The following is a 23,325-nucleotide window of genomic DNA, read 5'->3' as shown; positions in this document are numbered from 1 at the left end:
CGTGCCCGGCTGTCGTCGCCGCTGCTTTTCAATACCACCAGCCCGCGGATGCCATCAACCTTTTAGTTCATCTGGAATGGAAGTCATGCTGCAAGGCTCGTACAGTTATCCGCTGGTGTTTGCGTCCCTGTTCATCGCCACGATTGCCTCCTATACCACGCTCGATCTGGTAGGCCGCATTTCCGCGCTTGGCAAGAGCGCCTATCGCGTGTACTGGCTCATCGGCGGCGCCATCGCGATGGGGCTGGGCATATGGTCGATGCATTTTGTCGGCATGCTGTCGTTTTCGCTGCCGATCCCGCTCGGCTACGATCCAACGATCACCTTCTATTCGCTATTGATCGCATGCGGCGTATCGTACTTCGCCCTCGATCTGGTCACGCGCGGCCAGTTGTCATTTGCCCGGATGACGGTCAGCGGCGTGCTCATGGGCCTCGGCATCGCGTCAATGCATTACACCGGCATGGCGGCGTTGCGCATGCAGCCGGAGATCGACTATACCGTCACGATACTGATTGCCTCCGTGCTCATCGCGATCGTCGCGTCCATCGCGGCGCTATGGCTGGCCAATGCGCTGCGCACGACGCAGCCGGGACTGCTGTGGCTGCATCGCCTGGGAGCCGCGCTGCTGATGGGATTGGCGATCACGGGCATGCACTACACCGGCATGGCGGCCGCGAAGTTTCCGACCGATTCGATCTGCCGCGCGGCCAACGGCATCAGCACCAACTGGCTGGCGCTTTCCGTCGGCGGCACGACACTGAGCATCCTGGCCATCACGATGGTCCTGTCGGTGCTCGACGCCAGGCTGCAGCTGCGCACCAATGTCTTCGTCAAGCGCCTGCAGCATCAGGCAACGCATGACGGCCTGACCGGCCTGCCCAACCGGGTCCTGCTGGCCGAGCGCATCGACAGTGCGATTGCCAGACACAACAGCCAGTCCGGCACACCCTTTGCGGTATTCTTCATCGACCTCGATGGTTTCAAGACCATCAATGACTCCTTCGGCCACAACATCGGCGACGCGGTCTTGAAGGATCTGGCGCAGCGGCTGCAAGCGGTGATGCGCAAGGACGACATGCTGGCGCGCTTCGGCGGCGATGAATTCATTGTCTTGGCGGAAGGCGTAACGGACGACACGGCCGCGGTGCGCATCGCGGAAAAGCTGCTGTCAAGCTTCAAGACCGGCTTCAAGCTGCCAGGCATCGAGATGGGATTGTCGCCTAGCATTGGCATTGCCATTTTCCCCAGGGACGGCGACAACATCGACACCCTGCTCAGTCATGCCGATGCGGCGATGTACCAAGTCAAGACCAGCGGCCGCAACAATTACCGCTTCTTCGAGGTGGAGATGAATGTCGCCACGCTGCGCCTGGTGACGATACAGCAAGGCCTGCAGGCGGCCGTACGTGAGAATCAGCTCTTCCTCCATTACCAGCCGAAGTTTAATTGCATCGACAACAGCATCCAGGGCGCGGAAGCGCTGCTGCGCTGGCAGCATCCGGAACTGGGCCTGATATCGCCGGCGGAGTTCATCCCCATCGCCGAGAAGTCCGGCCAGATCATTAGCGTCGGTCAATGGGTCATTGAACAGGTTTGCCGGGAACTGAGCGAATGGCGTGCCGCCGGCCATGCCATGATCCGCATCGCGATCAACCTTTCTCTGGTGCAGCTGCGTTCGCCGAGCCTGGTGCAGGATATCCTGACCATCACCGGCAGGTACGGCGTTCCGCCAGAAATGCTGATGCTCGAGATTACGGAATCCGCCGCCATGGAAAATGCGGAGGAAACTCGCAGCACCGTCGACAAGCTGAAGTCGGTCGGCTTCATGCTGGCGATCGACGACTTCGGCACCGGCTATTCCAGCCTTAGCCACCTGCAGGATTTCGGCGTGCATCAGATGAAGGTGGACCGCGCATTCATCAAGACGCTGACCAGGGAAGAAGGCAGGAGCCGCTCGATCGTCTCTGCCATCATCGGCCTTGCGCATGCGCTGGAGATGGAGGTGGTCGCCGAAGGCGTCGAAACCCGGGCGCAGCTCGACGTGCTGCAGGAACTGCGCTGCGACCAGACGCAGGGTTTCCTGCTGGCCCGGCCCATGCCGAAAGAAGAATTTCTACAATTGCTGGAAGCTGCACGGCATGCCAGCGCGCAACCCGAACAGGTCTGAGCGACAACGAAGAGCGGCGAATCGGGATTTGCTTACGAACCGCCTTGCACTTCGTAGCCGTAACGCCTGATCGTGCTCCTGGCCTTGTGATCTTTCAGGAATCTGGCCAATTCCAGCGCCGCCGGATTGTCCTTGCCTTTCTTCAGCAGAACCGCATCCTGCCGGATCGGCTGGTGAAGGTGGGAAGGCACGGTCCAGGCGGACCCTGACTTGAGCTTGCCGTCCTCGTACACCTGGGACATCGCCACGAAACCCAGTGCCGCATTGCCGGCATGGACGAACTGATAGGTCTGGGCGATGTTTTCCCCGATGACAAGCTTGCCCTCAACGACCGCGAACACGTCGAGCGCCTTCATGACCTCGACCGCCGCCGCACCGTAGGGCGCAAGCCGCGGATTGGCGATTGATAAATGCTCGAATGCCGCCTTCTTCAGAATTTCGCCCCGGCTGTCGATGAGGTCGGGCCGGGCGCTCCACAACACCAGCCTGCCGATGGCGTAGGTGAATCGGCTGCCCGCAACGCCGAGGCTCTCGGCCTCCAGCCTGGCGGGCACCTCATCATCCGCGGCGAGAAGCAGTTCGAAGGGCGCGCCATTGCGGATCTGCGCATAGAACTTGCCGGTCGCCCCGCTGCTCAGCAATACCTTGTGGCCGGTGTCGCTCTCGAACTGCGCGGCAATGGCTTTCATCGGCGCGCTGAAATTGGACGCCACTGCGACGTGAACTTCCGCTGCCCACGCATGGCCGCACACGAGCAATCCAATGAGAGCGGGTATCTTCCCGGGCATCTCGTTCTCCTTCGTTATTGAAACGTCATTCTGGCAAACATTGCAAAGTCGGTATATAAGCGCCGAGCGATAGGCATTATCGCTGCGCATTCCGGCAACCGTGCAGGCACAGCCATTGAAGCCGATCAAATGCCATGGGGTGTTCAGCCTTGCCTGCCACCGAATCCGCAAGTGTGCGATGTTAAAATTCCAGCATGATGTTCAACCGACGAACAGGATATCTTGCCGCATGGATTACAGGGCTTGCGCTCCTGTTTGCGTCGATGCTGCCGTCGGTATTTCATTCATCGATGGCGCGCAACGCCACGGTCATTTCCATTCCGACCGAAATCTGCACTACGTCGCCGGTAAAGCCTGTCGTCATGGTCGACCTGCACAAAAGTGGGGTACCCCAGGACAAGCACGATGCCCACGGCGAAGAATGCACGTATTGCCGTTTCCAGGGCGACGCGCCCGGCATGCCAACGGCAATTGACCTGGCGGCATATCAGCCGCTTCATCTTTTCCCCCTGCCCTCTCTCTTCCATCAGTCGCCCCGGCCCTTGTTCGTCTGGACGTCTGGGCAGCCGCGCGCACCGCCTTACCGGTTCTGAAACGGCCGGCCACCCGGACTGCATGACACAGGAATCGCGCGATTCAAGCCGCATGCTTGTCGCGCTGCCTGTCCGGCATTCCCTTACCGACCTCACCTAACGATTCGCCCTGTGCAACTGCAGCGGCGGCAAGCGCCGCCCCGTGCTGGCGTTCCACGTCGCAAAACAATTTTAGAACCAGATCCAACCATGAAAAAATCGCTCTCACTCATCGCAGCCGCAGCCATGCTGGCCGGAATATCCACTCCTGTGCTTGCCCAGGTCGCCATCAACGACGCATGGGTCCGCGCCACCGTCGCCAGGCAGGCGGCGACCGGCGCATTCATGCGCATTACCGCGCAGCAGGATGCTCGCCTCGTCGAGGTCCGGTCCCCTGTCGCGAAAACGGTTGAGCTCCATGAAATGTCCATGGAGAACAATGTCATGAGAATGCGCCCGATTGACGGCATCGCCCTCCCTGCAGGCCGGGCCGTCGATCTCAAGCCCGGCGGCTATCACATCATGCTGATGGGACTCGTCCAACCGGTGGGCGAAGGCGACACCATACCGCTGACCCTGGTGATCGAAACCGCGGGAAAGAAACGGGAAAGCATTCCGGTGCAATTAAAGGCACGTCCGCTGACAGGCGCAGCCGGCCACTCCAGCCGATAGGCCGACCATGACGACAACGAATGCCATGAATTCAGGTGCGTCATCGACGGGGAGAAAAATCCGGAATACGCAAGATCAGAGCCTGTAGGGCTACGCGCTGGTGGCGGGACAAGACAAGCAAAGGTAAGGACGCATCCGGGCATGCCGGGCTTACATCCGGCACAGTCCGAGCACTTTCTCCTGCTGTGTGCAATCCTTCTTCATCGGCGCCTGCATGGACGCGGGCACGGTGCGCGTGCGCTGCTGCGCCATGCAGGCGCGCAGCGTGCGTTCCATCGGTGCAAAGTATTTCCAGCCCTTGCCCAGGGGCGGCATGTCGAGCTGCACCTCCTTCCACTTCGGATGCCCTTCCGCCTGCAGGCTGTCGAAGTTGGCGCAAAGCGCCTCGGCGAACTGCCTCAGGCTGGTCTGGGTGGTTTCATTGCCGTAGTTGTAAGTGACGAGGAATGCCTTAACCGACAGCGTCGGCACATCCTCCGACATCCAGTTCGGATAACTGGCGGTGCGGATCGTGGCGGGAAAGTAGGTCGCCGCGGCGCGCGCGGTCTCCTTCGCATTGTCGTCCAGCCTCAGCAGCTTGATGTACTTTCGCGCCTCCGGCTTCATCTCGGAGAACAGCTTCGCCGGCTGGCCGGCGACGACGATCACAGCATCGAGCGACTTGTCGGAGGTTAGCCTGAGCAGCGCATCTTCATTGGACAGATAGCTGGCGTTGGCTTCCGGCAGCGCGGTTCCAAACATCATCCGGTAGAGCGTGGTCGCGCTCAATGCGGTACCGCTGCCGACCGGCCCGATATTGATCTTCTTGTCCTTGAGTTCATGGATATAGGTCAGCGGCGAGTCTGCCCGCGTGACGAAATATATTTCTTCGTTGTACAGCGACAGTACGACGCGCAACGGGCTGATCAGCCGCCCGGCCGCCGCATTGCCGTTGTCCGCCTGGTCGACGAAAGCCTGGTAGACGTCCGACTGCACCAGCGCCAGCTTGACGCCGGGCTCGAAACGCAGGCGCTGCACGTTTTCCGAGGAGCCTTTCGACGGCAGCACATCGAGATCAATCTTTGCCGGCTGGGCTGCCCACTTCGCCAGATCACGGCCGATCTGAATATAGGTGCCGCGCTCCGAGGCGGTCACGATCTTGAATTCCGTTTGCGCTTGTACAGGACGAAGCACCAGCAGCAACAGGCTCGCAATCAGCATAAGAATTTTCATGGACGGCTTTCCATTCATCTAGACATGATTTACCGGTGATCGCAAAGCGCAAGTGCCATGGATGCGGCGGTGCAGGGATCGCCCGAACGAATCCCGGTTGCCGGCTGCCTCGCGGCCGCGCCTTGCTCCATGCCTTGTTCCGGGCGCTTCGCCACGGGAGCGGTGAAAGTGGAAGGAGACGCAGAGAGGGAAGGAGCGGTGCCCTGAATTATTTCCGTCTCCGCTGTTCCCGCTGTTCCCTCCGTTCCCGCTGTCGCGGCAATTCCGGCAACATCACCCATGCCATCTTCCGCGGCAATCCTTCGCATTTCCTCGATCCGCTGTATGAGCGTGTCGGAAGGCATCGCGGGCGATTCGTCCATCCGGTCCTGCAGGTACGCGTCGTATGGCCTCGATTCCGATATCAGGCCCGCAGGCTCGGCGGCGAAATGGGAGCCGATGGCAACGCCGATCGCCGCGGCGATAATGCAGACGATCAGTATGGCCGGCAGGTTGTATCGAAAGTAGCTTGAGATGGAGGCCGACTCCCGGTTGGCGTCCAGTGGCAATGTTGGCAGCGGCGGCAGCGGAAACCTGGCAAAGGATCCGATGCCTGGATCGCCAATGCCGTCACGCGCATCCTTGGGCCCCTTGTCTGCGGACGGGTTGGCATGCAGGCGCCGCCGTTCGGGCGCGTCACCAGCCATGGGTGACGCCGTGCGCTCATCATCAATGTTCATGATGGTTCAAATCACCTTCAGCCAAGCGTCGTTCGCAGCTGACGCCAAATCGATCAGTGTCCGACGATTGGGCCCGATTGCAGCACCATTGCCGGGATAGGCGATTTATCCGACTACATGCTGTTAAATTTGCTACCGATTTGTGTAGCTGCGTTTGAGCTAGCACAAAAGGCACTGAGGGAGAGACATGAAACGTCCGCGCCGGCCTGATCGCAAGTGAATGGCGCGGAAAGATGCCTGCACTTGCAGCGGCGTCGGGCATGCGGCTTGCGCGGTTAACGATATAACCGGATCGCATACCTCATATAAGAGAAATAAAGCAGACTGCCGAGTCGACCGGCGCTATAGTTGCACCTGTCTCCTCCAACTCTCCTTGAATTGGATTGAACCCGCAGCCTGCAAAGCCTGCGGGTTTTTTTTCGCCTGCGCTCGTCGGCACCGGCGCTGCTTTTGCTTGTATGGGGGAAGAGTGAAGGTTGGAATACAAGCCGGGCACCTGGAAAGGCCCCGGCTTGCTTGTGAAACGAGATCAGTGCAGCTTGAAGACGCCGACGGCTTCGGCGAGATTGCCGGCGCGTTCCTGCATGGTTCTGGCCGCGGCAGCGGCTTCCTCGACCAGCGCCGCATTTTCCTGCGTCACCTTGTCCATTTCAGTGACGGCCTTGCTGACTTGTTCGATGCCGGCACTCTGCTCCTCGCTGGCAGCCAGGATTTCGGCCATGATATCTGTCACGCGCTTGACGCTGCTGACCACTTCATCCATCGTTGCACCGGCATTGCCGACGAGAACGCTGCCGGTGTCGACCTTTTCCACGGAATCGTCGATCAGCGACTTGATTTCCTTTGCAGCCGATGCGGAACGCTGCGCGAGATTTCGCACTTCCGAAGCGACCACCGCGAAACCCCTGCCCTGTTCGCCGGCTCGCGCCGCTTCCACCGCTGCATTCAACGCAAGGATATTGGTCTGGAAGGCGATGCCGTCGATGACGCTGATGATGTCAACGATCTTGCCCGAGCTTTCCTTGATCGAATTCATGGTCTGAACCACATCGCCCACGACACGGCCGCCGCGTACCGCGACATCGGATGCCGACTGTACCAGGGTATTGGCCTGGCGTGCGTTCTCGGCATTCTGGCGCACGGTGGATGTGAGTTCTTCCATGGCGGATGCGGTTTCTTCCAGCGAGCCGGCCTGCGATTCGGTGCGTGCGGAAAGATCGGAATTGCCGGCGGCAAGCTGCTGCGAAACGCCGCCGATAGTGTCGGTCGTGTTGCGCACATTGCCGATGATACTGTTGAGGCTGTCGTTCATCCTTGCCAGGGCGTCGAGCAGCTGGCCGATCTCGTCCTTGCTCTGGTGGGCGATCCTCAGTGTCAGATCGCCCGCGGCAACCGTGCTGGCCAGCGTGACGGCATTGGTCAGCGGCTTGGTGATGCTGCCGGTGATACGCCAGGAAATGGCCGTGCCGATGGCAACCGCGGCTACCGTGATCCCGAGAAGGAGAAGCATGAGCACGCGGTCGGCGTCTTCCGACTCCTGCATGACCTTGCGCTCGGCGGCACGCTGGATGCTGAGCAGCTTGTCGATCTCGCTGATCGCCTTCGCGTTCATCGGATCGATATATTTCGTGATGACCGAGGCGGCGCCTTCGGAATTCATATTTTCGGCCTGACGGATCGCCACCTTGTATTGCGGCTCAATGCGCTTTTCCATATTGGCCAGCTCGGTCAGGATGGCTTTCTCGGCATCTGACAAGGGAAGCTTCACCAGCTTTGCCTGTGTTTCGGCATACAGCTTGTTCTGCGCGTCGACGCGTGCCTTCTGCTGCTCGACGGTGCTGATGTCGAGCATGTTGCGCATGGCGATGCCGCTTTGCAGCAGGGCGCTCTTCATGTCGACAACAAGTTCACCCTTGAAATTGGCGCGTTCGAGTCCCTGCTTTAGCGCGGACTTGTTTTGGAAATTGAGGAAGGTACTTACCAGAACGACAAGGATCAGCAGACCTAGGACAACCGCAAAACCGGCTCCCAGTCGAATTCCGATACGCAGATTGCGCAAATTCATCAGCGTCTCCTTCACATGACAACGCTTTAATTCCAATGCCGCAGCCCATGCTGCGACCCGCATTGCGATGGAGCATGATTTTTGTTATTTCTCCGAGGCAACTGATCCGTATCTTACCCTGCTTTGGGCGGGAATCGCCAGCATTGACTGTGAAGGTTGGTGCGCTTTAACTTGCGGAACCGGTCGGGCGTATGATTTTTTTCACGGAAATGCAATCTGCCGCTACACCGTTGTCTCAACCGATATCAATCAGATCATTCCTCAGGCGGCCGCTACGGCGGATACGCGAACGCTGGTTCAGAATCGCGGCGGCTAACGGCTTGTCCATGGTTTCGGCATGGACGCGGACCCAATCCACCAGCAGGAAGATTGCGGAGCGACCGGTCGCGATATCACCTTGCATTACGCAAAGGGCGGTATGGTGCATGACGCTCAGCATGCGCGCATGTTCCTCGAGGTGTTGCCGGGAGAATGCCGAAGGCAGCAATTCCAGCCACTCTTCCTGCCGCCGGCAATCGCATTCGATCTGAGCCACCAATTGCTGGTAGCAGCGGTGGAATTTGTCATCCGGCCATTGCATGGCCTGGTGCAGCATCTCCAGCAGGCACCGAGTTGAATTGTCCGGATGATCCGCGCCGGACTGCGCGGCTTGATTGTTCCGAGTGCCCTGCATGGTCGTACTCCAGTAGAAAGAACATTGCCGCCCGGCGGTTTTTATTGGAGATATCAGGACGAGCCGAGGAATCAGGTTGAGTCATGCCAAGTGCGGTCATGGCCACCTCAAGCTTCGGTATTGAAGACAAATCATGTTAGGTGCGGCCGACCGAGGCTGCATGATCCAGATCAAAGGTGGCACAACTGCCTTGCGATCGAGTCGCCGCCTTTGCTGTCGGGATGCCGCTTATAGATCCGGCCCGAAAATATGTTGGGCCGGATCCGCTCACCCCGGCCCTCTCCCAGGAGGAGAGGGTAAGATCAGCAGCCCGAAAAAGGAACCATTTTTCGGGCCGAATCAATAAGACATACCCTTTCTGGATGAGGCATTGAGACAAATACTCTTCCCGTGGTGAACCAATCAACACGTTAAAAGCGAACTAACCGTCAAGAACCGGAGATTTCAGGTATATCCGGCTTATTTAACGGACCTGGCTTGCAGGTTTTTTGCAAGACCGGCCGATGGCCTGACCTCCGTGCGAAAAAAGCAATCCCGAAAATCTCCCGTACCAAGAACCACGACTATCACCGCAAGCGCAAACCGCACGCCGTTAATTCGTTTATAGAAGATAGCGCAAACTTCTACCGGGAAAAGGCGCAAGCGCGGGCGCTGCCTGGAAGGTCAGCTTCGAAGGCGTTACATGCCGGCGCCTCAGCCAGCGCCGTCACAAGCCGATACAACAATCACCCCAAGCAACTTCAATTTATTCCGGGTAACAAGTAGTATGTCGGGGTAACGTGGCCTCGACGCAAGGCTGTTGCCGGAAATTCAAAGCCTGTCAATCACAAGACAACAAGACTGATCGCTGGCCTGCGTGATCCGCATGGATGGCCGCCAATTACATGCCTATGCCTTCTGTACTAATCCCCGGCTTCATCACCCTCCACGGCAATCGCCTGGAAGACCTGCGCGGCGCCGTCATTGACTGGATCAAGGCGCATCCGCTCGATCCGCTGGAACAGGAGATCATCCTGGTGCAATCGAATGGCGTCGCCGAATGGCTGAAGATCGCACTGGCGGGGCAGATGGGCGTATGCGCGGCCACCCGTGTCACCCTGCCTGCCCGCTTCCTGTGGGAAGCCTACCGGGCGGTCCTTGGCTCCGAGGCCATCCCGGCGCGCTCGGCGCTCGACCGCGCCCCGCTGGTCTGGCGCCTGATGCGCCTTCTCCCGCAGGTCGCCGCCAGGGCGGGTTTCGAACCGTTGCAGCGCTTTCTTTCCGATCAGGACCCCGAGCGCCGCCTGCAGCTTGCCCGCCGCCTGTCCGACCTGATGGACCTGTACCAGGTGTACCGTGCCGATTGGCTGGCGGACTGGGAAAACGGACATGACGTAGTGAGAGGGATGAAAGGAGAGGCGCCGGCGCTGGCCGAGGACCAGCGCTGGCAGGCAGCGCTGTGGCGCACGATCATCGAGGAACTGCCGCCATCCGAGCGGCTCACCGGGCGTTCGGGCGTACACCAGCGATTCGTCACTGCGCTGCAGACGGACGCACCGGCTCCCGGCCGGCTGCCATCGCGGGTCATCCTGTTCGGCATTTCCGCGCTGCCCTACCAGACCATGCAGGCGCTGGCGGCGCTGTCAAGCCGGGTTCAAGTCATCCTCGCAATTCCGAATCCGTGCCAGTTCTACTGGGGCGACATCATCGAAGGACGCGAACTGTTTGCCGCCGAACGCCGCCGCCAGTCCTTCCGCGACGGCAAGGATCTTTCCGCCATCCCTTATGAACAGATGCATTCGCACTGCAATCCGCTGTTGGCGGCATGGGGCCGGCAAGGCCGGGATTTCGTTCGCATGCTCGACGAGTTCGACAATGCCCAGGCCACCGTCGAATCCTTTTCCAATCTGCGGCTGGACCTGTTCAGTGAAGGGCCTGGGGAACATCTGCTGGCCCAGGTGCAGGCGGCGATTCGCGACATGCTGCCGCTGGACGAACATCCGCTTTGTCCGCCCGACGCCGGCGACCGCTCGATCGAATTCCATGTCGCCCACAGCGCGCAGCGTGAAGTGGAAATCCTGCACGACGCCCTGCTCGGCATGCTTGCCCAAGCGCAGGAGACGGGGCTGCGGCCGCGCGACATCGTGGTGATGGTGCCCGACATCGAAAGCTTCACACCCGCCATCCAGGCGGTATTCGGCCAGTACAGCCGCTCATCCGATCCGCGCCACATTCCCTTTGCAATCGCCGACGTCACCGATCGCGCGGTCAATCCATTGCCGGCCGCGCTGGAATGGCTGCTGCGCCTTCCGGAGCAGCGCTGCCGCCAGAGCGAGGTGCGCGACCTGCTGGAAGTGCCCGCCATCGCCGCCCGCTTCGGCATCGACGAGGACGACCTGACGCGCATCGGCCAATGGCTTGACGGCGCCGGCGTGCGATGGGGCCTGGACCGGGAGCACCGCGAGGCGCTTGGCCTGGCGCCGGCCGGCGAGCAGAACGCCTGGATCTTCGGCATTCGCCGCATGCTGCTCGGCTATGCGAACGGCGCCGACTCCGGCTATGCCGGCATCGAACCCTATGGCGAAGTCGGGGGGCTCGATGCGGCACTTGCCGGCTCGCTGGCGAGCTTCGTCGAAACCTTGCTCGGATGGCGCAAGCTGCTGGCGCAGGCGGTTGCGCCCAACATCTGGGGCACCCGCGCGCGTGCCATGCTGCGCGACTTCTTTGATGTCAGGGATGAGCAGGACAGGCTGACCTGCGTGCGGCTCGAACAGTCGCTGCAAACCTGGCTCGACGACTGCGCCCAGGCGGGCTTCGACGAAGATGTGCCGCTGGCGGTACTGCGCGAAGCCTGGCTTGGTGCTGCCGACGACCATTCGCTGAACCAGCGTTTCGTTTCCGGCGGGGTGACATTCTGCACATTAATGCCGATGCGCGCGGTGCCCTTCCGCGTGGTCTGCCTGCTCGGCATGAACGATGGCGACTATCCCCGCCGCGCCCAGCATGCGGACTTCGATCTCCTGGCGCAGCCCGGCATGTCGCGTCCCGGCGACCGATCGCGGCGCGACGACGATCGCTACCTGATGCTCGAAGCGCTGCTGGCCGCGCGCGACAAGCTCTATATCAGCTGGGTCGGCCGCGACGTGCGCGACAACAGCGCGCAGCCGGCATCGATTCTCGTATCGCAATTGCAGGATTATCTGCGCACAGGCTGGAACATCGACCTGGCTTCGCTCACCACCGAACATCCGCTGCAGCCGTTCAGCCGCCGCTACTTCGAGGACGGCGGCATTCGAACCTATGCGAAGGAATGGCGGGCAGCGCACAAGGGAAGCAAGATGCAGGCGGCGGGCGACATCCCGCCGTGGGATCCGGGCACGGACCTGCGAATCGGCCTGAAGGGCCTTGCGCGTTTCATCCGCCAGCCTGCAGCGGCCTTCTTTCATCAGCGGCTGGGCGTTTATTTCTCCGACCATGTGGAAATCGGAAGGGACGACGAACCCTTCTTCCTCAACAAGCTTGAAGAGTACGAGGTGGTACGCACCTTGCTCGACGACGGCGGCGAACTCGAAGCCGCATCGCGCGTCGAGGACATGCTGCGCGAACGCGCGGCGCGCCTGGGCAGGAAGGGCATTCTGCCGATCGGACACGCCGGCAAGCAGTGGCAGGAAGCCATCGTGCAGGCGCTGGTGCCGGTCCGCAGGGCCTGGGTCGATCTGCGCCGCCAGTATCCGCGCCCCGCGCCGCGATTGCCGGTATCGATTGCATGCGGCGCCATCCGCCTCGAAGACTGGATCGACAAGCTGCACGGCGACGGCGAACAGACCGCCTGGCTCGACATCAATCCCGGCAAGGTTCTCGCGAAGGTGAAGAGCAAGGACGTGCTGCGCGCCGAAAAGCTCATCCATGCCTGGCTGCGACAGCTCGCCGCGGCCGCCGCGGGCTACAGGGTAACCGGCTATATCGTGGCGCGCGACCGCTTGCTGGTGCTCGCGCCGCTGGAACGAGAAGCGTCGCAGCACATGCTCGAGCAACTCGTCGCGCTCTGGCGCGCCGGCATGGACCGGCCGCTGCCAACCGCATGCAGGACAGCGCTGCAGATGCTCGCGGGCGGCGATCCGCGCAGCGCTTACGACGGCGGCTTCCAGGCGGGCGGCGAAGTGGGCGATGCCTGCCTCGCGCGGCTCTGGCCCTCGTTCGAAGCACTGGCTGCCGAACCGGATTGGGAAGCCTGCAGTCAAAAGCTCTATGGCCCGCTGCATGAATGGATCGCAAGCGGCGTCGCCGATTTTCCGCTCGACGGCGTGCCGTTGCAGAAACAGGAGGCCGCATGAGCCAGCTGCTCGACCCTATCGATTTCCCCCTGCACGGCGCGCGCCTGATCGAAGCCAGCGCCGGTACCGGCAAGACCTGGACCATTGCCGCGCTGTATGTGCGCCTCGTTCTCGGCCATGGCGGCGAGCGCGGATTTATCAAGCCGCTGCAACCCTCCGAGATACTGGTCATGACCTTCACCCGCGCCGCCACGCGCGAGCTGTCGGACCGAATCCGCGCGCGCCTGGTGGAAGCGGCCGCCTTCTTCCGCGGCGAGGCCGCGGGTATTGAAGACGATTTCCTGCAGCAGCTGGCCGACTGCTATCCCGAACAGCAGATGTGCGAGCAGGCGGCACGGCGGCTGATGCTGGCGGCCGAGGCCATGGATGAATCGGCGGTATTCACCATTGATGCCTGGTGCCAGCGCATGCTGCGAGAACATGCGTTCGACAGCGGCTGCCTGTTCGACGAGGAACTGATCAGCAGCGAGCGCCAGCTCAGGAAGGACGCGGTGCGCGACTATTGGCGGCACCACGTGTACTCGCTCGAACGTGCGGCGCTGGCTTCGGTGCAGATGTGCTGGATGGATCTCGAAGCCTTTGAAAGCGCAATCGGCGGCTTGATCGAACGTGCGCATCTGCTGGAATGCGCCCAGCAGGAAACCCTGTCGTCGATGCTGGCGCGCCTCGAACAAGAGAACCGGCGCTGCGCGAACCTCCTGCGCAAGGGCTGGGCCGACAAGGCGGCCCGGCTGCAGGCATGGCTGGAACAGCATCGCGCCGCGATCAGCGGCACTAAACTGCAGCCGGCGACAGCGGCCGGGCTGTTCCAGGCCCTGCAGGAATGGGCGGACAGCGACAACCTGGTGAAGCCGCGCCAGGAATTCTTCAAGGGTGCGCCGAAGATGGTGCCCGACGCACTGCAGGCTGCCTTCAACAAGGGCAAGAGCGTGCCCCTGCCTCCGGAATGCGCGGAGCTGGAAAGCCTGCTCGATGCATTGAACGCCATCGCCCCGCTGGAACATGCGCTGCTGACGCATGCGGCGGTCACGATCGCAAAACGCATGGCGGAGCTGAAGCGGCGCAGCCGCCAGTTCGGCTTCGCCGACATGCTGTCGCGCCTGAAGGAAGCACTGCACGGCGCCAACGGCGAAGCGCTGCGAAAACGCATCGTTGCCCAGTATCCGGTGGCCTTGATCGATGAATTCCAGGATACCTCGCCCGATCAGTACCGCATCTTCGATGCGCTGTATCGGGTCGCCGAAGAAAATACATCGCTCGCACTGTTCATGATCGGCGATCCGAAGCAGGCGATCTACGGTTTCCGCGGCGCCGACATTCACAGCTACCTGGCCGCGCGGCGCGCCACCGAAGGGCGCCATTTCAGGCTGACGCGCAATTTTCGCTCCACCGAAAGCATGGTGCGCGCGGTCAACCACCTGTTCCTGCATGCGGAAGGCGGCACTTCGTCCGGTCACCCGCGCGGCGCCTTCGGCTTCCGCGACAGCGGAGCCAATCCTCTGCCCTTCGAGGAAGTCACGGCCCACGGCCGCAAGGAATGCCTTGTCGCCGACGGCAAGGGCGTCGCAGCGCTGACCATCTGGTCCAACGAGAACGACGGCCTGGTGCAGGAAACCTATCGCAGCGGCTTCGCTGCCCAGTGCGCGGAACGAATCGCCACGCTCCTCAACGATCCGGGCGCAGGCTTCAGCTCCGACGCCGGCTTCGAGCGGCTGCGTCCGGCCGACATCGCCATCCTCGTGCGCGACCGCTATGAGGCCGATGCCGTCAGGGCCGAGCTTGAGCGCCGGCGCGTACCCAGCGTCTACCTGTCGGACAAGGATTCGGTGTTCGATAGCGATGAAGCCGCCGATGTGCTGCGCTGGCTGCATGCGGTCTCCAATCCGCTGGACGGCGCGCTCGGCCGGGCCGCCTACGCGACGCGCACCGTCGGCTTCGGCTTGCCGCTGCTGGCCGAAATTGCCGCCGACGATACGCGCTGGGATGCGTGCATCGAACAACTGAAGGCATGGCGGCAGGTATGGCAGCGGCACGGCGTGCTGGCCATGCTGCGCCAGCTGATCCACGACCTCGACATTCCCGCGCGCCTGCTGCAGGAAGCCAGCGGGGAACGCCGCCTCACCAATCTGCTCCATCTCGCCGAGCTGCTGCAGAAGGCCGGCACCCGCCTCGACGGAGAGCAGGCGCTGATCCGCTGGCTCGCGGCGCAGATCGAGGGCGAAGGCGAATCCGATGATGAACGCATCCTGCGGCTGGAAAGCGACGACCAGCTGGTGAAGGTGGTAACCGTCTATAAATCCAAGGGGCTCGAGTATCCGCTGGTGTTCCTGCCGTTTGCGGTATCGGCGCGGCGCATCGGCAAGGGGCGCAACCGTTTTCTTGAAATCGCGGAGCGCGGCGGTACGCGGCGCATTGATTTCTCGCTCGCCGCCGAAGCCATCGCGCTGGCCGACCAGGCACGCCTGGAAGAGGAACTGCGCCTGTTCTACGTCGCATTGACGCGCGCGAGGCATGCGTTGTGGATGGGCGTGGCGTCGCTGGACGGCGCCTTCCATCACTGCGCATTCGGCTATCTGCTGGCCGGCGGCAATCCGGTGGTGGCGGCAGCGCTCACGCAAACCATGCGCGACGCCTGCTCGGCGTGCGCGCATATCGACATAGAGATCATCAATACCGAGGAAACAGGCTGCACGGTACTGACTCGCGATGAACAGGAGGCGTCGCTGGGCGAGGCGGCCGAGTTCGGCGCGCAGTTCGAGCGCGGCTGGTCGGTATCGAGCTATACCTCCATCACCCGCGACCTGGGGCCGGCCCCCGCGCCGGCGGTGGCCGCCGCGCCGTCCACGCCGGCCGAAGACAAGCTGCTGGAAGATGACGACGTGCTGCCTCTTGCACTGCCGCAGGGCATGGCGGCGCACCAGCGCGCCAATCCCTGGCACCGATTCCCGCGCGGCTCGCTGCCCGGCCAGTTCCTGCACGCCCAGCTCGAATGGCTGGCCGCCGAAGGATTCGCCGCCGCGCGCGACGCCGATTTCGGCGCACGGCTGGCGTCCCGCTGCGAACGCGCGGGCTGGGGGCACCACCAGGACGATACGATCGAATGGATGCATGCCGCAAGCACCACGGCGCTGCCGCCGTTGGGGGCTTCCCTGGCGGAACTGCCGAGGACGATCCCGGAGATGGAATTCTGGGTGCCGCTCGAACGCGTGAGCAGCCGCGCCATCGATGCACTTTGCCGCGCGCACCTGCTGCCCGGCGAGGAACGTCCGGCGCTGGCCGAGCGCGAACTGCAGGGCATGCTGCGCGGCTTCCAGGATCTCGTGTTCGAGCACGACGGCCGTTACTGGGTACTGGATTACAAGTCCAACCAGCTGGCCGCGGACGATGCCGGCTACCATGCGGACGCACTGGCAAAAGCGGTGGCCGCCAACCGCTATGACGTGCAGGGAACGATCTACCTGCTGGCGCTGCACCGGCTGCTCAAATGCCGGCTGGGCGAGGATTACGATCCGGCGGAGGCACTCGGCGGCGTGGTGTTCTTTTTCCTGCGCGGCATCGGCAATCCCGTCACGCGCGGATGCCATCACATGCCGGCGCTCCCCGAGCTGCTGGACGAACTTGAAGCGCTGCTGACGGAACAAGTTGAAAACACATGGGCATGACATGAGCATGATATGGGCATGATCGACAGCGCCGCATTATTCGGACGGTTCGACGCTTTCGTCGCGGAAGGCCTGCTGCAGCGGCTGGGATGCGCATTCGCGCGATTCATCGATACGCTGGGCCGCACGCCGCCGCCGGTAACCCTGGCCTGCGCCGTGCTGTCGGAACTGGAGACGCGCGGTCACAGCTGCCTCTTTCTGTCGGACCTGGTGGCATCGCCCTGCGCGCTGCTGGGCTGGCCGCAGGAACACTGGGTGGGCTTGTGCGAGGCCGCGGGCGGCGTCCCGGACTCGACCGAGGCATGGCAAGTGGCGCTGGCCGCCTGCGACCATGTCTGGGTGACCGGCAGTGCCGACCGCAACCAGCCGCTGGTGCTCGACGGCGAGCGTCTTTACCTGCGCCGCTACTGGCGCAATGAGACCCTGGTCGCGACTGCGGTCGCCGGCCGGGCGGCCCGGCAGCGCGACATCGATGTGCAGCAGATGCGGGTCTGGCTGGACCGTCTATTCGTTGCCGGCGATGCCGGAGCCGGCAGCGAACCTGACTGGCAGAAAATTGCCTGTGCGATCGCAATGCGCAGCCACTTGTCCATCATCACAGGCGGACCGGGCACCGGCAAGACCTACACGGTGGCCCGCCTGCTGGTGCTGCTGTTTGCACTTGCGGAAAAACCCGAAGCCATGCGCGTGGCGCTGACCGCGCCGACCGGGAAGGCCGCCACCCGCCTCAAGCAGTCGATCGATGCGGCGCTTGACGGCCTGAAGGATCACGGAGGCGACATGCCCCTGCCGCTCCCGCTGTCCGGCGGCGGGGCAGGCGTCGGCGCCGCCTACACGCTGCACAGCCTTCTGGGCGCCCGGCCCGACACCCGGGCATTCCGACATCACGCGGGCAATCCGCTCGACATCGACGTGCTGATCGTCGATGAAGCCTCGATGGTGCACCTGGAAATGATGGCCGCCCTGCTCGACGCGCTGCCGCCGCACGCGGTCGTCATCCTGCTCGGCGACAAGGACCAGCTGGCCTCGGTCGAAGCGGGCGCCGTGCTCGGCGACCTTTGCTCAGGCGCCGAGCACGGCAACTACCTGAAGGACACCGCCGGCTATATCGCGGCGGCATGCGGCCAGACGCTGCCGGACGCGATGCTCGGAAGCGGCGACGCTCTTGCCCAGCAGACGGTCATGCTGCGCAAGAGCCGGCGCTTTGGCGGCCCGGTCGGCGTGCTGGCCTCCGCCATCAACGGCGGCGACGCGTCAGCGGCCTCTTCATGCCTGCGGCGGGCGGAAGACCGCGTATTGTCGTGGATCGACGCGGCACGCCAATCCGACCTGCTGCAGCTGGCCCTGGAAGGACGCGCCGGTGCGGAAGGCGGGTACCACGCCTATTTGCGGTTGCTGAGAAATGCGCCCGGGACCGGCAGGGATGCCCACGAGGCGTGGGTCCGGGAGGTGCTGGAGGCCTTCGAGGGCTTCCGCCTGCTATGTGCGGTGCGCGAGGGGGACTGGGGTGTGAACGGCGTCAATGAAGCCGTCGAAAGCTACTTCGATGCCAAGGGCCTGGTTCGCCGTCGCGGCGAATGGTACGTGGGCCGACCGGTGATGATCACCCGCAATGACGCATCGCTCGGCGTCTCCAACGGCGATATCGGCATTGCACTGCCCGATCCCGGCCGTCCCGATGCGCTGCGGGTCTATCTGCTGGACGGCAGCCGCGTATTCGGCGTGCTGCCGAGCCGCCTGCCGCAGGTGGAAACCGCTTACGCCACCACGGTGCACAAGGCGCAGGGTTCGGAATTCGCGCATGCGGTGATGGTACTGCCGCCCGATGCCGGCCCGGTCGTCACTCGCGAACTGGTCTATACCGGCATTACGCGGGCGAAGCGGCATTTCACGCTGGTGTCGCCGAATGCCGCGGTGTTCGATGGCGCCATCGCCAGGCAGACGCGACGCATGACCGGCCTGCGCATGATGCTGAAGATGCAGGCGCAGGCAGTGGCCGCACCCATGCCGACCGAGGCATCGCGCAGCAAGCGCTCCCGCGCGTCGCGGGCCAGCGCACCCGGACAGGGGGAGTTCGATTTCGGCTAATACCAATCCCAAGTCATGACATGACGGATGAGATCGATGGATTTTTTTCGTCTGGCAAGGCGCGGGAGGAATGCATAGCGGGGCTACGGATGACGAGCGCAACGACGCCAGCCGGGAAAAGACGCGATCTCATGTCATGCAATGGCTTGGGATTGGTATAAGGCCACTGATTCGTGGTGCGGAAAATGGANCTACGGATGACGAGCGCAACGACGCCAGCCGGGAAAAGACGCGATCTCATGTCATGCAATGGCTTGGGATTGGTATAAGGCCACTGATTCGTGGTGCGGAAAATGGAACGGGGCGGAAGGAAAGCTGACTTTCCTTCCGCCCCGTCTTATCAGGCTGCTGCTATCGAACCGGGTTTGTTAGACCACGGCTCCGTCCCGATTACTTGGCGACCTTGACCTTGGCGACCAATTCCTTCAGTGCCGGAGCGGCCTTGAAGCGAACGTTCTTGGACGCCTTGATCTTGATGGTTTCGCCTGTCGCCGGATTACGGCCGGTACGTGCTGCACGCTGCGACACGGTGAAAGTGCCGAGATCCGGGAAGGAGAAACGGCCTTCCTTCTTCAGGTCGGCGCCCACGAATCCGAATACCTGCTCGACGATTTCCTTGGCTTTCACCTTGGTCAGTTCGTGCTCGGCTGCGACGGTGTCGATGATTTCGCTCTTGTTCAATTCAATCTCCGATGATGCATCTGTTGTTTAGCTGTGGTGTGAGGCGTTGTCGCCCGTCGTGGATAGTACTAAACCGGTGACGGTAGTCAAGCCCCCAGCAGCGTAATACGTCGCTCCACAACACTCTGCGCACTGCAGCAAATGCCTGTCCGGGCATCTCGAGCCTCCAAATCAGGCCGATTCGGGACAATTGATAGGGAGATTGCATAACAATCGCTTGCCTGCGATGTCTTCCCGCCTGCCTCATGCGATGGCTGGCGAGGATCGCCGCAACGCGGCAATCCTCGCCTTCAACCCGAGGTTCAATACGGCAGATCAAACAACAGCACTTCGGCTGCTTCGGCCCTGGCCAGGGTCACCTGGCTTTCGCCGGCGATCTTCAGGCCGTCACCGCCGCCGAGGGCGATACCGTTGACTTCGATCTGGCCGCGCACCACTTGCACATAGGCGGTTCTGCCCGGTTCCAGCTTATGTTCGATGCGGTCCTCGCCATTCAGGATGGAGGCATAGATCGACGCATCCTGCTGCACCGACACCGAGCCGTCGCGACCGTCCGGCGATACGATCAGGCGCAACCTGCCCTGCTTGGATGCGGCATCGAAATGCTTTTCCTCATAGGACGGCTCGATGCCGCGCAGGTTCGGCTCGATCCAAATCTGCAGGAAGTGAACGCGTTCGCTTGCCGAATGGTTGAACTCGCTGTGGCGTACGCCGGTACCCGCACTCATCCGCTGCACATCCCCATACCGCAGCACCGATCCGTTGCCCATGCTGTCCTTATGCTCGAGCGCGCCGTCAAGCACATAGGAAATGATCTCCATGTTGCTGTGGCCATGCGTGCCGAAACCGCGCGACGGCTCGACTTCATCCTCGTTGATCACGCGCAGCGGACCGAAACCGACCTGGCGGGGATCGAAATACTCGCCGAATGAAAATGTGTGACGGGAGTTGAGCCAACCAAAACTGGCTGCGCCGCGCTCTGTGCTTTTACGAACTTCCAACATGATCGACTCCTTTTGAAATTCATACATTCGAAACATTCGAAATTTCTTTCGAGGCCATTTTTTCTGCTACACCCGCTTGGATGGGCACACAAGCATTATGGCAAGTCGATCACTGTTGAAAAAGCGGAAAGTTTCAGGTTGTATGTTCAATTTTTTCGAATATTGACTCATCAGCGTCCATGCGCTTATGAAACCAGCCGCCGTGCTTCAGCGGATGGTCGCCTGCCGGAACTAGCTTGCCCGCCAAGCCACTCATCAATAACCGCGCCGTCCATTGATGTGCTCGACAAGAGGAGGTTTGCATGGTGCCGCTGCAGAATTCCGCAATCGAACGCCCGGAATCGCTGTACGAGGTGGAACTGGTCATTTTCGGCACGATCAGCAGCAGCGCCGCACGCCGTTCGGTCAGCGTGCTGGCGCAAACCGCGCGCGGTGCACGGCGCATCTGCCTGTCGCATTACCGGCGCGCCGAAATCAGAAGGACGCGCAGGGCGGGAGCGGCACCCGATCGGTTTGAAACGACACAAACTTCAGCCTGGCGACAGGCCACGATATAAGGAATGAATTTTTATGGCCAGGATCAACTCGTCTCCTCCGACCAGCGCTCTTCCACTTCCCGTTGAGAAGGCCGACTTGGCACCGCCGCAAGGCGAAACTACGTCAACAGTCAGGACGCCCACGGCTGAGGCTTCAAACAGGAAAAACGCGGCATCCCTCAACACGCTAGCGCGCAACCGGGCCAGGATTAGGACGCTGTCTGACGCGACAGCCCGCAAGGAGACCAAGGACTCCGGCTACGCTTCAGGAAATGAAGGTGGAACACGGCCGTCAAGTTCAGCGTCCATGCGGCCCTCCCTGGATGAAGCTTTCTTGTCCGCCGACGACGGCACGAACCTTCCCACACCTTCAGATCAGGAGACATATAGCCTTTCTGATCTGCGAACGATACCGGATTGGGAATCCAACGCCGGTGAGAACCGGCCCGCATTGGCGGGAACACGGTTTGCGCGCGAGTTACTGCACGAAGACAGCTTGTCCGGTGCGGAAAGCGTAGTCAGTCTCGCACTTTCAAATCAAACGATACCCAGCATTAACGATCTGGAGTCGATCCCGGATTGGGGATCAGTTCTTGATAGTTCACGTCACAACATCGAGATTGAAGGCAAACAGCGAGGGTCGCCGGCCCTGGACTCGATCAAGGCGGCATGCGATGTCAACAAGGGCACCAACGACATGGTCGAGCGCGCGAGGACCCTCGAAACCCACATGGAAGCGGCGCTGATTGCCGCGTTGCGCTCCGGCGACGCCGAATCTGTTTCCTATCTGCGGCAGCAGATGTACTACATGGGTGACCGCAAGCGTTGCAGGGACATCATCATCTCGGCATCCCAGCACCTCCCTGGTATTGAATCCAAAGAAAATACCGCAACCTTGCGGGAATTCATTCATCTTCTCAGCTACCGCACATCGCCGGAACAGCGCGAGCCGGTCTTGAAAAAGATACGGGAGAGATGTCCGGCAAATGATCTGGCCCATCGGTTCCAATCGGCTCTTCGTGAAAACGATGCTTCGGACATCACCGCGCTGCGCATGCTGATGCTTGAACTGTCGCTGCCTCTCCATACGGAACATCTGAATGCGATTGCGGAACAATTGCCGGATGCGGTAAGGCAAGGACATCACACCGCCATCGAAGCCATTGCTTCCCTGCTTCAGCCCGCGCGGGGCGAAGCTTGGTACGGAGCCGCGATCAACGAGGCTGCGAAGCAGTGCCTGGCGGCGGCGCCGGCTTCGCTTGCGGGCATCATCAGGGGATTCACCCTTCTTGCCACGGGATTGAACCGCACATCGCTTGAGCAGGTCCTGACGACCTTGGCCAGCTCACTACCCTACGAGAAAAGCGAAGGCAGCGTGGCGGCAATGCATGCGTTCGGCGATGCGCTCGACCAGCACGCAGGCCAGCTCGACAATGCCGCGCGCGAACGGCTGCTGGCGGCGTTCGATACGCGGACGAAACCGCGCAAGACCGGATCGCCCGTCCAGCTTCCGGCATGGCGCAGGTCGGAGCGCAAGTCGGATGCGGACAAGTCGGCGAAGCTCGAATTCACCGAAGCGCGCCGGGCAGTCAGGATCAGGCTGAAGTTTCCGCGGAAGCTATTAAGCCAGGCGTTTACCGACATGTTCGCGAAAGGCAAGGCAGGCACTGCCGCACCACGCTGAGCTGAAGCGGTGCGGCAACTTCGCCTTTAATCCACGCGGCCCGGACCGCAATGCTGCACAATGTCGGGCTCATACCCGATCGGAGGACAGCACATCATGGATGAAAGAAAAGAACTGACGGCTCTCACGCATGCGCTGCGGCGGCTGCACCAGGCCCTCGTCGGCGTTGCCCGCCGCGAATACGAAGCGGAATGGGGGCAGGTCGATTCCGGCCAGCTGCTGCAACTACTGACCAAGCATCCGGGCTTCGAATGGCTGCGCGAGCTGAGCGGCTTGATGACCTACATCGATGAACTCGTCGACCAGGAATCCATCGGTTCCGAGGAAGCGCAGGCGGCGCGCGGCGCGGCAAGAAAGCTGCTGCTGCCGGGCGGCGATTCCGCGCCGGCCTCGCCATTCACATTGCGCTATCGCGACATCCTGCAAGCCGAACCGCTGGTGGTCATGGAGCATGCGGCTGTTCGCAAGCTGCTTGACTAGAGCGGA

17 protein-coding genes are annotated in these 23,325 nt (G+C 61.9%); 9 read left to right on the top strand and 8 right to left on the bottom strand.

Going from position 1 to position 23,325, the window contains the following annotated elements; genetic code table 11:
- Positions 1–85: 85 nt before the first annotated feature.
- Positions 86–2,170, top strand: coding sequence for a putative bifunctional diguanylate cyclase/phosphodiesterase (locus tag RY831_RS12005; protein WP_326506581.1), 2,085 nt, complete (start codon positions 86–88; stop codon positions 2,168–2,170).
- A gap of 32 nt (positions 2,171–2,202) precedes the next feature.
- Here RY831_RS12005 and modA read toward each other — a convergent pair whose 3' ends face one another.
- Entirely contained in the window at positions 2,203–2,958 is a 756-nt protein-coding gene (modA, locus tag RY831_RS12000; RefSeq protein WP_326506580.1) for a molybdate ABC transporter substrate-binding protein, read from the bottom strand.
- 194 nt (positions 2,959–3,152) lie between these two features.
- Here modA and RY831_RS11995 point away from each other — a divergent pair, with 194 nt between their 5' ends.
- Positions 3,153–3,551: a DUF2946 domain-containing protein gene (locus RY831_RS11995; protein ID WP_326506579.1), complete on the top strand. Its 399-nt coding sequence runs from the start codon at positions 3,153–3,155 to the stop codon at positions 3,549–3,551.
- 189 nt (positions 3,552–3,740) lie between these two features.
- Complete coding sequence (locus RY831_RS11990; protein WP_326506578.1) at positions 3,741–4,202, top strand: copper chaperone PCu(A)C; 462 nt, start codon at positions 3,741–3,743, stop codon at positions 4,200–4,202.
- A 150-nt stretch (positions 4,203–4,352) separates the two neighbouring features.
- Here the strand turns inward: RY831_RS11990 and RY831_RS11985 are convergent, their stop codons facing one another.
- From RY831_RS11985 to RY831_RS11970, 4 genes are all read right to left on the bottom strand, one after another.
- Positions 4,353–5,414 (bottom strand): TAXI family TRAP transporter solute-binding subunit, encoded by a 1,062-nt coding sequence (locus RY831_RS11985; RefSeq protein WP_437126258.1) that lies wholly within the window; start codon positions 5,412–5,414, stop codon positions 4,353–4,355.
- Positions 5,415–5,443: 29 nt separating this feature from the next.
- Positions 5,444–6,133, bottom strand: coding sequence for a hypothetical protein (locus tag RY831_RS11980; protein WP_326506577.1), 690 nt, complete (start codon positions 6,131–6,133; stop codon positions 5,444–5,446).
- Positions 6,134–6,662: 529 nt separating this feature from the next.
- Positions 6,663–8,198, bottom strand: a complete 1,536-nt coding sequence (locus RY831_RS11975; protein ID WP_326506576.1) for a methyl-accepting chemotaxis protein — start codon at positions 8,196–8,198, stop codon at positions 6,663–6,665.
- Positions 8,199–8,433: 235 nt separating this feature from the next.
- The gene (locus RY831_RS11970; RefSeq protein ID WP_326506575.1) at positions 8,434–8,871 is read right to left on the bottom strand and encodes a hypothetical protein; all 438 of its coding nucleotides are present in this window, start codon (positions 8,869–8,871) and stop codon (positions 8,434–8,436) included.
- 884 nt (positions 8,872–9,755) lie between these two features.
- Here RY831_RS11970 and recC point away from each other — a divergent pair.
- The 3 genes from recC to recD are packed head-to-tail and all read left to right on the top strand — an operon-like array spanning position 9,756 to position 18,934.
- On the top strand, positions 9,756–13,184 hold the full coding sequence (gene recC, locus RY831_RS11965; RefSeq protein WP_326506574.1) for an exodeoxyribonuclease V subunit gamma: 3,429 nt from the start codon (positions 9,756–9,758) through the stop codon (positions 13,182–13,184).
- A complete protein-coding gene (recB, locus tag RY831_RS11960; RefSeq protein WP_326506573.1) occupies positions 13,181–16,846 on the top strand; it encodes an exodeoxyribonuclease V subunit beta in 3,666 nt (1,221 codons plus the stop codon). Before recC ends, recB begins: the two co-directional genes overlap by 4 nt.
- Positions 16,847–16,858: 12 nt before the next feature.
- Positions 16,859–18,934 carry an exodeoxyribonuclease V subunit alpha gene (recD, locus tag RY831_RS11955; RefSeq protein ID WP_326506572.1) on the top strand — a complete coding sequence of 692 codons (2,076 nt, stop codon included), beginning with the start codon at positions 16,859–16,861 and terminating at the stop codon, positions 18,932–18,934.
- 390 nt (positions 18,935–19,324) lie between these two features.
- Here recD and RY831_RS11950 read toward each other — a convergent pair whose 3' ends face one another.
- From RY831_RS11950 to RY831_RS11940, 3 genes are all read right to left on the bottom strand, one after another.
- On the bottom strand, positions 19,325–19,615 hold the full coding sequence (locus tag RY831_RS11950) for an HU family DNA-binding protein (RefSeq protein WP_151633582.1): 291 nt from the start codon (positions 19,613–19,615) through the stop codon (positions 19,325–19,327).
- A 302-nt stretch (positions 19,616–19,917) separates the two neighbouring features.
- Positions 19,918–20,619 (bottom strand): pirin family protein, encoded by a 702-nt coding sequence (locus tag RY831_RS11945; protein WP_326506571.1) that lies wholly within the window; start codon positions 20,617–20,619, stop codon positions 19,918–19,920.
- A gap of 133 nt (positions 20,620–20,752) precedes the next feature.
- Positions 20,753–20,923, bottom strand: a complete 171-nt coding sequence (locus RY831_RS11940) for a hypothetical protein (RefSeq protein WP_326506570.1) — start codon at positions 20,921–20,923, stop codon at positions 20,753–20,755.
- Between RY831_RS11940 and RY831_RS11935 the strand changes: the two genes are divergently transcribed.
- The 3 genes from RY831_RS11935 to RY831_RS11925 all read left to right on the top strand — a co-directional run bounded on the left by RY831_RS11935 (position 20,922) and on the right by RY831_RS11925 (position 23,319).
- On the top strand, positions 20,922–21,176 hold the full coding sequence (locus RY831_RS11935; protein WP_326506569.1) for a hypothetical protein: 255 nt from the start codon (positions 20,922–20,924) through the stop codon (positions 21,174–21,176). The two genes, RY831_RS11940 and RY831_RS11935, sit on opposite strands and share 2 nt — an antisense overlap.
- Positions 21,177–21,651: 475 nt before the next feature.
- The gene (locus tag RY831_RS11930; protein WP_326506568.1) at positions 21,652–22,839 is read left to right on the top strand and encodes a hypothetical protein; all 1,188 of its coding nucleotides are present in this window, start codon (positions 21,652–21,654) and stop codon (positions 22,837–22,839) included.
- Between the two features lie 96 nt (positions 22,840–22,935).
- The gene (locus RY831_RS11925; RefSeq protein WP_326506567.1) at positions 22,936–23,319 is read left to right on the top strand and encodes a hypothetical protein; all 384 of its coding nucleotides are present in this window, start codon (positions 22,936–22,938) and stop codon (positions 23,317–23,319) included.
- Positions 23,320–23,325: the final 6 nt, after the last annotated feature.

It is taken from the genome of Noviherbaspirillum album (assembly GCF_035916955.1).
Taxonomy (GTDB): Bacteria; Pseudomonadota; Gammaproteobacteria; order Burkholderiales; family Burkholderiaceae_D; genus Noviherbaspirillum; species Noviherbaspirillum album.
The sequence above is the reverse complement of the archived record's forward strand: the minus strand, read 5'-3'. Positions and strand labels throughout refer to the sequence as shown.